The sequence below is a fragment of the Ramlibacter sp. genome (assembly GCF_035706265.1).
Lineage (GTDB): Bacteria > Pseudomonadota > Gammaproteobacteria > Burkholderiales > Burkholderiaceae_C > Ramlibacter.
The window spans coordinates 1-10,296 of record NZ_DASSVG010000322.1 but is presented as its reverse complement, the minus strand read 5'-3'; the positions used below and the strand labels follow the sequence as shown (position 1 = coordinate 10,296).

Sequence of the window (10,296 nt, the reverse complement as noted above, 5' to 3'; positions counted from 1 at the left end):
GGCCTTGGTCAGGCGCGAGCTCGGTCCGGAAATGCACATCGAGCCGAGCAGGCGCCAGTTGAGGCCGAACACGGGTGCGGCCACGCTGGCGACCTCCGCTTCCCGCTCCCCGAGCGAGATGTGGAAGCCGCGCTCGCGGATCGACTCGTAGGGCTCGCCGGCCGCGCCGCTGAAGGCGAGGATCACGCGCCCCGGCGCGCCGCGGTCCAGGGGCAACCGCTCGCCGATGCGCACGTTGTGGCGCACCGATTGGGGCCCTTCCACCCGCGCGACGCAAGAGCGGATGTCCCCCTCGCGCACGTAGAAGGAGGCACTCTCGCCCGTCTCCTTGACGAGTTGGTGCAGCGCAGGCTCGACGACGTTGTTCACGTCGAAACCTGCCTGATACCGGGCCCCGAGCCAGCCGGCGGCAGGCCCCAGCCGCCACAGGCCGTCCTCGGTCTGCACCATGTACTGCGACAGGGCCAGCGTGCGCGCCAGCCGCAAGGTGGTGGTCTTGTGCATCCCCACCCGCCGGCTCAATTCGGCCAGGGACAGGCTAGCCTCGCCGACTGCGAAGGCTTCCATCAGCGACAGCGCCCGGGTGACGGCGGTGACACCGCCGTCGGCGGCGGGCGCTTCATCCTTGGCCGGGTTGCGCATCCTGCACCATGGTTCATTGCGTGAAACGACATTGTACGCATTGGAACGGCCATCTACAGTTCGCAATGACGCATGCAGTGCATGCTCAGGAGACAACCGATGCAGATTTCCCGTCGTGCGGCGCTCGCGTTCGCGGCCACGTCCCTCACCGCTTCCCTGGCCCTGGCGCAAGCCTGGCCCGCCAAGCCCATCCGCCTGATCGTGCCCTTCCCGCCCGGCGGCGGCACGGACACGATCACTCGCGAGGTTGCGCACAAGATCGCCGGCCCCGGCTACACCTTCGTCATCGACAACAAGCCCGGCACGGGCGGCAACATCGGCGTCGACACCGCCGCCAAGGCCGCCCCCGATGGCTACACGCTGGTGATGGGCCAGACCAGCAATCTCGCGATCAACCCCACGCTCTACCCGAAGCTGCCCTACGACCCGCTGAAGGACCTGACGCCGGTGAGCCTGGTGGCCAGTTCGCCGCTGGTGATCGTGGCCAGCGCCAACTCGCCCTTCCGCACCCTCGCCGACGTGGTGAAGGAGTCGAGGGCGCACCCCGGCTCCATCAACTTCGCGTCCGCCGGCAACGGCACCGTGGGCCACCTCGCGGCCGAATCCTTCCAGCGGGTCGCGGGCATCAAGCTGACCCACATCCCCTACAAGGGCGCGGCGCAGGGCGCGACCGACGTGATCAGCGGACAGGTGCAGCTGTACTTCTCCACCATTCCCACGCTGATCGGCCACATCCAGAGCGGCAAGATGCGCCCTCTCGCCGTCACTTCGCTGCAGCGCGTGGACGACCTGCCCAATGTGCCGACCGTCGCCGAGTCGGGCTACAAGGGCTTCGAAGCCGTCACGTGGTTCGGCATCCTCGGCCCGGCCAACCTGCCGAAGGATGTAGTGATCAAGCTGAACGCCGACATCAACAAGGCGCTGAAGGATCCCGAGCTGGCCAGGAAGCTCGGAGCCCAGGGGGCCGACGTCGCCGGCAGCACGCCGGAGCAGTTCACGAACCTGATCCGCGACGATATCGCCCGCTGGGGAAAGATCGTCAAGGACTCGGGCGCCCGGATCGACTGACCCGGTCGGCAGCGCACCTCGCGCGCACTCTTCGCACCCGGCACGGCGCCACCGCAGCGCCGTGCCCGCCATCCCAGTTTTCCGAAAGCCTCCCATGACCGACATCCTCCGCACTTTCGAGCGCGTCTCCCCCGACCTGGTGCGCCAGGCCTCCGAATTCCAGGCCGCGATCCTGGCCGACGTGAACGGCCGCCGCGGCGCCCTGCACGGGCGCATCGCGGCGCTGCGCCCGCGCATGAAACTGGCCGGTCCGGCGCTGACGGTGGACGTGCGCCCCGGCGACAACCTGATGATCCATGCCGCTATCGCCCTCGCCAAGCCGGGCGACGTGCTCGTCATCGACGGCAAGGGCGACCAGACGGCCGCCCTCATGGGCACGATCATGATGACCGCCTGCAAGCAACTCGGCCTGGCCGGGGTGGTGATCGACGGTGCCGTGCGCGACAGCCTCGAGATCGACGAGATGGACTATCCCGTGTTCTCCTTCGGCACCAACCCGAACGGCCCGACCAAGAACGTCCCCGGGCGGATCGGGCATCCGGTGTCGGTAGGCGGCGTGACGGTGCGCTCCGGCGACCTGATCGTGGCCGACGCGGACGGCGTCGTCGCCATCGAGCGCGAGCGTGTCGAAGCGCTGCTGCCGCTCGCGCGCAAGAAGGTGGAGGACGAAACCGCCCGCATTGCGGCCATCGGCAAGGGCAACACGGCCGCGCCGTGGCTCGACGCGGCGCTGCGCGCCGCCGGCGTGCTGAAGCAGGGCGAGACCCTGTGAGTGCACGGCCGGCCATCCTCGTCACGGGCGCCGACCTCGCCCCGGCGGCGCTGGCGCTGCTGAAGGATTTCGAGATGGTGTACGCCGGCAAGACGCCGCAGGAGGCGGACCTGGTCGCGCTCTGCAGGCAGCACGACCCCGTCGGCATCATCGTGCGCTACGGAGGCGTCAGCGCCGCCGTGATGGACGCCGCGCCTTCGCTGCGCGTGATCTCCAAGCACGGCAGCGGCACGGACACCATCGACAAGGAAGCGGCCAAGGCACGGGGCATCGCCGTGCGCGCGGCCGCGGGTGCCAACGCGGCGGCGGTCGCCGAGCAGGCGCTGGCCCTCCTGCTGGCCTGCGCCAAGTCGATCGTGAAGCTGGATGCCCGCATGCGCGCCGGCCACTGGGACAAGGCGACCCACAAGAGCGTGGAACTGCACGGCCGCACCGTCGGCCTGGTGGGCCTGGGCGCCATCGGCCTGCGCTTCGCGCGCATGTGCGACGCCATGGGCATGAAGGTGATCGGCTTCGATCCTTACGCGCAGAACCTGCCTGAGTATGTGCGCCCCGTGGACCTGCCGACGCTGTGGCGCGAGTCCGATGCGGTCTCGCTGCACTGCCCGCTGACCGCCGAGAACCGCAACATGGTGAATGCGCAGACGCTGGCTGCCTGCAAGCGCGGCCTGATCCTGGTGAACACGGCGCGGGGCGGCCTGGTCGACGAAGCCGCGCTGCTGGGGGCCGTGCGTTCCGGCCAGGTGGCGGCCGCCGGCCTGGACAGTTTCGCCGTGGAGCCGATGACGGTGCCGCATCCCTTTCAGGCCGAGCCCAACATCCTGCTCAGCCCCCACATCGGAGGCGTCACCGGTGACGCCTACGTGAACATGGGCATCGGTGCCGCCAACAACGTGCTGGCCGTCCTCGCGCGGACGACCGAAAGCGCCTGAACCCGACTGAAGGAGGACACGATGAAGACTCTTGCTACCCTTGCCGCGCTCGCGCTCTGCGCGCACGGTGCGCTGGCCCAGGGCTACCCCGCCAAGCCCGTGCACGTCGTGGTCGGCTTCTCCGCCGGCGGTCCCACCGACGTGGTGGCGCGTGCCTTTGCCGAGCACGCAGCCCGTACGCTGGGCCAGCCCTTCATTGTGGAGAACAAGCCGGGCGCCAACACCGTGCTGGCCGCGGACTACGTCGCCAGCGCACCGGCCGACGGCTATACCGTGCTGCTGGGCGCCACCAACCACACCATGATCCCGGCCCTGTACAGCGCGCGGGTGAAGTTCGATGCGGTGCGCTCCTTCGCGCCCGTCTGCACGCTCGCCGGCAGCCCCACGGTGCTGGTGGTCGGGCCTGCGATGAAGGTGAGGACGCTCGCCGACTTCACGAAGGCGGCGCAGGCCGCGCCGGGCCGCATCACCTTCGGTTCGCCCGGTCCCGGCAGCCAGGGCCACTTCGCGGGCGAGCGCTTCGGGCGCCTCACGAGCGTCTCGCTGAACCACATTCCCTACAAAGGCGCCGCGCCCGCGATCACCGACCTGATCGGCGGCCAGCTCGATGCCTCTTTCGCGACGCTCGGCTCGGTGCTGCCGCATATCCAGTCCGGCAAGCTCACCGCCCTGGCGGTAGCCGCAGGCCAGCGCTCCACGCTGCTGCCCGGAGTGCCCACCTTCGAGGAGGCCGGCGTCAAGAATTTTCGTGACGACGCCTGGTACGGATTGATGGCCCCCGCCGGCACGCCGGTGGGGGTCCTCGAGGCGCTGGAGAACGCCGCCCGCAGCTTCACACAGACACCCGCCGCCGTCGAGAAGCTGCGCGGCCTCGGCCTGACAGCGCAGAGCGTGTGCGGCGCCACGTTCGGCAGCCAGATCCAGCGCGAAGTGCAGGCCAACAGCCAGCTCGCCAAGGAATTGAACCTCAAGCTCGATTGAGCTTCCAACCCGGAAACTTCCCATGAGATCCACCTCCTTCTCCCGCGCGCGCCGCACCTTCGTGGCTGCCTGCGCACTGGCCGCCGCCTCGCTCGCGCACGCAGCCTGGCCGGAGCGCACCGTCACGCTGGTCGTGCCGTACGCGCCGGGCGGCGCGGCCGATGCACTGGCCCGCGTGCTGGCCGCGAAAGTGGGCAGCAAGCTCGGCACCAGCGTGATCGTCGACAACCGCGCCGGCGCCAGCGGCACGATCGGCGCCTCCTACGTGGCAAAGGCCAAGCCGGACGGGTACACGATGCTGTACGACGCGACGCCGTACTCCATCAATCCGCACCTGTTCCCCAGCATGCCGTACGCGCCCGACGCGCTGCAGCCGCTGTCGCTCGTCTCGCTCGCGCCCAACATCCTGATCGTCAAGGCCGATGCGCCGTACAAGGACGTCAAGGACCTGATCGGGAAGGCCAAGGCGCAACCCGGCAAGGTCAACTACGCCTCCGGCGGCAGCGGCACGGTGCAGCGCCTCGCGTCCGAACTGTTCCGGCAGAAGCTCGACCTCGACATGGTGCACATCCCCTACAAGAGCGGAGGCCCCGCGATCACCGACGTGATGGGCGGCCAGGTCGACTTCATGTTCAGCACGATCGCCGCCTCGTCGCCGCTGGTGAATTCGGGCAAGTTGCGCGCGCTGGCCATCTCCTCTCCCAAGCGCTCGCCGCTGCTGCCCGACGTTCCGACCGTGGCCGAAACCGTGATCCCCGGCTACGAGGTCTACGAGTGGAACGGCGTGTTTGTCCCGGCAGGCACGCCGGCCGACATCGTGGCGAAGCTGCAGAAGGCCGTGGCCGAGTCGCTGCAGGACCCGGATGTCCGCAAGCGCTTCACCGACGTGGGAGCCCAGCCGATCGGCTCCACGCCGGCGCAGTTCGCTGACTACCTGAAGAAGGAAGACGCCAAGTGGGCCGAGGTCGTTCGCAAGGGCAACATCAAGCTGGATTGATCCCCCCTTCCGTGACCCGCGACCCCATGTCCGAGCCCGTGCCCCATTCGGCGGGCACGCGCAGGCCGCTGCGCCCGCTGCCTGCGCTCGCGTGCGACGCGCACATGCACATCTTCGATGCGCGCTTCCCGCCGTCGCCGCACTGGCCGCGCAAGCCGCCCGAGGCCGACGTCGCCACCTACCGGCGGCTGCAGCAGCGCCTCGGGACGCAGCGGACGGTGGTCGTCACGCCGTCCACCTACGGCACGGACAACGCCTGCACGCTCGATGCTCTCGCCCAACTGGGCGAGAGCGCACGCGGCGTGGCGGTGATGCACGCGGACGTGCAGCAGGATGAACTCGCGCGACTGGCGGCGCAGCGCGTGTGCGGGCTGCGCGTGAATTTCGTGTCGCCGCAATCCTGGGGCGTGACCACGCCGGACATGCTGCAGACCCTGGCCCACAAGGCCGCCCGCCAGGGCTGGCACATCCAGGTGTTCGTGCACCCGGAGCAGCTGGTTGCCATGGAAGCGCTGCTCGCCGCCCTGCCGGTGCCGCTGGTGATCGACCATCTCGGCCGCATCGATCCGGCCGATGGCGCCTCGGGACCCGCTTACGACGCCTTGCGCCGCCTGATCGATGGCGGCAGCACCTGGGTCAAGCTCTCGGGCATCTACATGCGTTCGCGCGCAGGCGCGCCGGGCTACTCCGACACCTTTCCGCTCGGCCAGGCTCTGGTGCGCCACGCCCCCGAGCGGCTCCTGTGGGGCAGCGACTGGCCGCACACCACCGAGCGGCCCGGTTCGGTGGACGACGCGGATCTCGTCGACGTGCTGCTGGCGTGGTGCGGCACGGACGAGACCCTCCGCCGCGTGCTGGTCGACAACCCCGCCCGCCTCTACGGATTCAAGCGCCCCCCGAGCTGAGCCATGTTCTTCCTCCATCCTCCCCAGGTTCGCGAGCTCGCGCGCTTCACCGTCCTGCCCGAGCGCTTCCGCACGCGCACGCAGAGCGTGTGGGCCGACGCGAACCGCGCGGGCCGCCCGACCGATTCCTTCCTCGAAGGGCCGGTGTTCGATCGCCAGGGCAATCTCTACGTGACCGACATCCCCTTCGGCCGCATCTTCCGCATCGATGCCGCGGGCGAGTGGACGCTCGTCACGGAGTACGACGGCGAGCCGAACGGCATGAAGTTCCTGGACGATGCCACCCTGCTCATCACCGACTACAAGAACGGGCTGGTGCAGCTGGACATCGCGAGCGGCCAGGTGCGCGGCTTCCTGGAGCGCCGCAATACCGAGCGCTTCCGCGGTGTCAACGACCTGGTGTTCGACCGGGGCGGCAACCTGTACTTCACGGACCAGGGCCAGACCGGCCTGCACGATCCGACGGGCCGGCTCTACCGCCTGCGGCCCTCCGGCCAGCTGGACCTGCTGCTGTCCAACGTGCCCAGCCCCAACGGGGTCTGCCTGTCGCCGGACGAATCGGTGCTCTACCTGGCCGTGACGCGCGGCAACTGCGTCTGGCGCGTCCCCCTGCTGGCCGACGGCAGCGTGGCCAAGGTGAGCCAGTTCTTCACCTCGTACGGACCGAGCGGGCCCGATGGCCTGGCCGCCGACGCCCAGGGGCGGTTGGTCGTGGCCAACCCCGGCCTGGGCTACGTATGGGTCCTCAACGCCCGCGCGGAGCCCGTGTGGGTGCTGCGCGGCCCCGAGGGAGCGTCGACCACCAACGTCGCCTTCGGCGGGCCGCAGAGGCAGCGCCTGTTCGTCACCGACTCCACGCACGGCGCGGTGCTGTATGCGGACCTGGAAGTGGCCGGCCTGCCCCTGCACATGGGGGTGCCCTCGGCCTAGCTGCTGGGCTAGGGCCGCGGCGCGATCGGCCGCAGTTGCGCGGGACCGAGTTCCTGCAGCGACGTCAGCCCCAGCAGGCCCAGGTCACGCTGCACTTCGTCGGCCAGGAGGCCCAGGGCGTGGCGCACGCCTGGCTGGCCGGCCACGGCGGCCGCGTACTGGAACGGCCGTCCCACGAACGCGAACTTCGCGCCCAGGGCGAGCGCCTTCAGAACGTCCGTGCCGCGGCGGATGCCGCTGTCGATCATCACGGGGAACGTGGGGCCCACCGCGGCCACGATCTCCGGCAGGACGCGCAGCGGCGCCACCGTGCCATCGAGCTGGCGGCCGCCGTGATTCGACACGATGACGCCGTCGGCACCCGCGTCGCGCGCGGCCTGCGCGTCGAGCGGGCTCATGATGCCCTTGACCACCAGGCTCCCTTTCCAGAGGCGCCGGATCAGCGCCAGGTGCTCCCAGCTCAGGTGGTCCTTGGCGCCGAAGTCACGGGTGACCCGGGAAGACAGGATGGGCGCGCCGCGCGTGGCATACGAGTTCTCGAAGTGCGGCATGCCGTGCAGCAGCAAGGTGCGCAGCGCCGTGGCGACCAGCCAGCGCGGGTGCGTCACGCCGTCCCACGCCAGGCGCGCGCTGGGTCGCAACGGCGTCGAGAAGCCGGCCCGGATGTTGTTCTCGCGGTTGGCGAGCACCGCGGTGTCCACGGTGAGCACCAGCGTCCGCACGCCGGCACGGGCTACGCGCTCGATCAGCGGTTCGATCTTCTCCACCTCGCCGGGCAGGTAGGCCTGGAACCACATCGCCGGGTTCTGCGCGACCACGTCCTCGAGGCGAATGAGCGAGGAGCCGCTCATGATCATGGGCACGTTGGCCTCGGCCGCGGCGCGCGCCAGCACGAGGTCGCCCCGATAGGCGGAGAGGGCGCTGATGCCCATGGGCGCGATCCCGAATGGGGACGCGTACGTGTGGCCGAACAGCTCCACCTGCTGGCTGCGTCCCGAGACGTTGCGCAGCACGCGCGTGACGAAGCCGATCTCTGCGAAGGCGGCGCGGTTGTCGTGCAGCGAAGCGCAGTCTTCCGCCGCGCCCGAGACGTAGCCGAAGATCGGCCGCGGCAGGTGCCGCCGCGCGGCGCGCTCGAAGTCGTCGAGGGACAGGAACTGCTTCAGCTTGCCCGGCGGCTGCGTGCGCGCGCGCGGCGAAGTGGTTGTCACGGCGGCTTACTCCAGCGTAATCCTGGCGTCGCGAATCACCTTCGCCCAGTGCTCGGTGTCGCGCTTCGTGGTCGCCGCGAGTTCGTCCGGCGTGCTCCCCGCCAGTTGCACGCCCTGGGCTTCGAGCTTCGCGTTCAGCGCCGGATCCTTCAGGACCTTGGCCAGCGCAGCGTGGATGCGGTCGACCACCGGCTTGGGCGTGGCGAGCGGCGCGTACAGGCCGTACCAGGTGGTGAACTCGAAGCCGGGAACGACCGTGCCGATCACCGGCAGCGAACGAGCGGCGCCCGTGCCGCCCGACGCGCTCATGCCCATCGGCTTGACGAGGCCCTTGTCGATCGCGCCCTGCAGGGACGGCGGGCTGCTGAAGAGGGCCTGCACCTGGCCCGAAGCCAGGTCGTTGATGGCGGCGGAAGTGCCCCGGTACGGCACGTGGGTCATCTCGATGCCCGTCAGCGCCTTGAGGTACTCCATGCCCAGGTGGGCCACGCCCCCGACGCCGGCCGACCCGTAGCTGAGCTTGCCCGGATTCGCCTTCGCATAGGCGATGAACTCCTTCACGTTCGCCACCGGCAGCTTGCTCGAGACGACGAGGACGTGCGGCCCGGTGGACACCTGGCCCACGGGACGCAGCCTGGCAACCAGGTCCTTGCCGCCGGTTCGGCTCACCTGCGGCTGCAGCACCATGTTGCCCGACGCGGCGAACAGCAGCGTGTGGCCGTCCGCCTCGGACCGCACGACTGTGGAGAGCGCGGTGACTCCGGCGCCGCCGCCCTGGTTCTCGACGATGACGGACTGCCCGAGCTCGGATCCCAGCTTCTGGCCGATCTCGCGCGCCACGACGTCCGCCGGTCCGCCCGCAGCGAAGGGAACGACGAACCTGATCGGCCTGGTGGGGAAGTCCTGCCCGAAGGCCGGGGTGATGAAGCTCATGCTGAGCGCGACGAGGGGGGCGAACAGGGACAGGCGCACGATGGTTGCTTGGGGAGAGGTCTGCGAAGTCGCCACTCTAGGAGGAGCCGGCCGCGCCCTACAATGCCGTTTCGATCAACGAAACACACGATGCCGCGCACCAGGAAAGCCACGGTGAAGGCGCGCGACGGCAGCGAGGCCGTCGAAGGCCAGCACGGCGTGCTGGCGGTGGAGCGGGCGGTGCGCGTGCTGCGCGCGTTCGACGGGCCCGAGCCCTTCCTGACGCTGGCGGCGATGAGCGAACGCGCGCAGTTGCACAAGGCGACCGCGCTGCGCATCGCGCGGACCCTCGCCAACGCCGAGTTCCTCGTGCAGAGGGACGACGGCAGCTGGCGGCTGGGTCCGGCGGCCGGCTGGCTGGGAGCGCTCTACCAGCGCACCTTCGACGTCGACGACGCCATCACGCCCTTGCTGCGGGCCCTCACCCGGAAGACCGGCGAAAGCGCTTCGCTGTTCGTGCGCGAAGGGGACGTGCGCACCTGCCTGCTGCGGGTGGAGAGCGCGTCGGAGGAACGCGCGGTGGTCCACCCCGGCACTTCGTTCCCGCTGGCGAAGGGAGCGCCCGGCCGCGTGATCCTGGCCTTCTCCGGCCAGCCGGGCACGCTCTACGAAGAGATCCGCCGGCGCGGGTATCACGTCGCGATGCGCGAGCGGGCCGCGGAGGCGGCCAGTGTCGCAGCGCCGGTGTTCGGGGCCAACTGGCAGTTGCTGGGCGCCATCAGCATTTCCGGACCGGCATCCCGCCTCACCGAAGCCAGGCTGCGCGCCCACGCTGGCGCGGTGATGCAGACGGCCCGCCGTGCGTCGCAGCTCCTGGGCGGCACCTTCGTGCGTTCGCTCGCACGGGCCCGCCCTGCCCCATGAACGCGAGGGCGCGCAGGGCTCG

Annotated in this window: 11 protein-coding genes; 8 read left to right on the top strand and 3 right to left on the bottom strand. The window is 70.2% G+C overall.

Annotation, left to right across the window (positions count from 1 at the left end; translation table 11 throughout):
* A partial coding sequence (locus VFM98_RS11690) for an IclR family transcriptional regulator (protein WP_325110091.1) occupies positions 1 to 642 on the bottom strand: 642 nt, incomplete at its 3' end.
* Positions 643 to 741: 99 nt separating this feature from the next.
* On the opposite strand from VFM98_RS11690, the gene VFM98_RS11685 reads away from it, so the two are divergent.
* The 7 genes from VFM98_RS11685 to VFM98_RS11655 all read left to right on the top strand — a co-directional run bounded on the left by VFM98_RS11685 (position 742) and on the right by VFM98_RS11655 (position 7,227).
* Complete coding sequence (locus VFM98_RS11685; protein ID WP_325110090.1) at positions 742 to 1,710, top strand: tripartite tricarboxylate transporter substrate binding protein; 969 nt, start codon at positions 742 to 744, stop codon at positions 1,708 to 1,710.
* A 94-nt stretch (positions 1,711 to 1,804) separates the two neighbouring features.
* Positions 1,805 to 2,482, top strand: a complete 678-nt coding sequence (locus VFM98_RS11680) for an RraA family protein (RefSeq protein WP_325110089.1) — start codon at positions 1,805 to 1,807, stop codon at positions 2,480 to 2,482.
* Positions 2,479 to 3,414 (top strand): NAD(P)-dependent oxidoreductase, encoded by a 936-nt coding sequence (locus tag VFM98_RS11675; protein WP_325110088.1) that lies wholly within the window; start codon positions 2,479 to 2,481, stop codon positions 3,412 to 3,414. The genes VFM98_RS11680 and VFM98_RS11675 overlap by 4 nt, the downstream gene beginning before the upstream one ends.
* Positions 3,415 to 3,435: 21 nt before the next feature.
* The gene (locus VFM98_RS11670) at positions 3,436 to 4,395 is read left to right on the top strand and encodes a tripartite tricarboxylate transporter substrate binding protein (RefSeq protein WP_325110087.1); all 960 of its coding nucleotides are present in this window, start codon (positions 3,436 to 3,438) and stop codon (positions 4,393 to 4,395) included.
* Between the two features lie 22 nt (positions 4,396 to 4,417).
* Positions 4,418 to 5,392 carry a tripartite tricarboxylate transporter substrate binding protein gene (locus tag VFM98_RS11665; RefSeq protein WP_325110086.1) on the top strand — a complete coding sequence of 325 codons (975 nt, stop codon included), beginning with the start codon at positions 4,418 to 4,420 and terminating at the stop codon, positions 5,390 to 5,392.
* Positions 5,393 to 5,418: 26 nt separating this feature from the next.
* A complete protein-coding gene (locus VFM98_RS11660) occupies positions 5,419 to 6,297 on the top strand; it encodes an amidohydrolase family protein (RefSeq protein ID WP_325110092.1) in 879 nt (292 codons plus the stop codon).
* A 3-nt stretch (positions 6,298 to 6,300) separates the two neighbouring features.
* Positions 6,301 to 7,227: an SMP-30/gluconolactonase/LRE family protein gene (locus VFM98_RS11655; protein WP_325110085.1), complete on the top strand. Its 927-nt coding sequence runs from the start codon at positions 6,301 to 6,303 to the stop codon at positions 7,225 to 7,227.
* A gap of 8 nt (positions 7,228 to 7,235) precedes the next feature.
* Here the strand turns inward: VFM98_RS11655 and VFM98_RS11650 are convergent, their stop codons facing one another.
* Together VFM98_RS11650 and VFM98_RS11645 are read right to left on the bottom strand one after the other, a co-directional pair.
* Complete coding sequence (locus VFM98_RS11650) at positions 7,236 to 8,438, bottom strand: alpha-hydroxy acid oxidase (protein WP_325110084.1); 1,203 nt, start codon at positions 8,436 to 8,438, stop codon at positions 7,236 to 7,238.
* A 6-nt stretch (positions 8,439 to 8,444) separates the two neighbouring features.
* Positions 8,445 to 9,410 (bottom strand): Bug family tripartite tricarboxylate transporter substrate binding protein, encoded by a 966-nt coding sequence (locus VFM98_RS11645; protein WP_325110083.1) that lies wholly within the window; start codon positions 9,408 to 9,410, stop codon positions 8,445 to 8,447.
* A gap of 90 nt (positions 9,411 to 9,500) precedes the next feature.
* Between VFM98_RS11645 and VFM98_RS11640 the strand changes: the two genes are divergently transcribed.
* Entirely contained in the window at positions 9,501 to 10,274 is a 774-nt protein-coding gene (locus tag VFM98_RS11640; RefSeq protein WP_325110082.1) for an IclR family transcriptional regulator, read from the top strand.
* The last annotated feature ends 22 nt before the right edge of the window (positions 10,275 to 10,296 follow it).

Excerpts from the sequence above, each read along its gene's own strand:
- VFM98_RS11685 (WP_325110090.1), top strand. The coding sequence starts at position 742 with ATGCAGATTTCCCGTCGTGCGGCGCTCGCGTTCGCGGCCACGTCCCTC.
- VFM98_RS11680 (WP_325110089.1), top strand. The coding sequence starts at position 1,805 with ATGACCGACATCCTCCGCACTTTCGAGCGCGTCTCCCCCGACCTGGTG.
- VFM98_RS11670 (WP_325110087.1), top strand. The coding sequence starts at position 3,436 with ATGAAGACTCTTGCTACCCTTGCCGCGCTCGCGCTCTGCGCGCACGGT.
- VFM98_RS11665 (WP_325110086.1), top strand. The coding sequence starts at position 4,418 with ATGAGATCCACCTCCTTCTCCCGCGCGCGCCGCACCTTCGTGGCTGCC.
- VFM98_RS11660 (WP_325110092.1), top strand. The coding sequence starts at position 5,419 with ATGTCCGAGCCCGTGCCCCATTCGGCGGGCACGCGCAGGCCGCTGCGC.
- VFM98_RS11655 (WP_325110085.1), top strand. The coding sequence starts at position 6,301 with ATGTTCTTCCTCCATCCTCCCCAGGTTCGCGAGCTCGCGCGCTTCACC.
- VFM98_RS11640 (WP_325110082.1), top strand. The coding sequence starts at position 9,501 with ATGCCGCGCACCAGGAAAGCCACGGTGAAGGCGCGCGACGGCAGCGAG.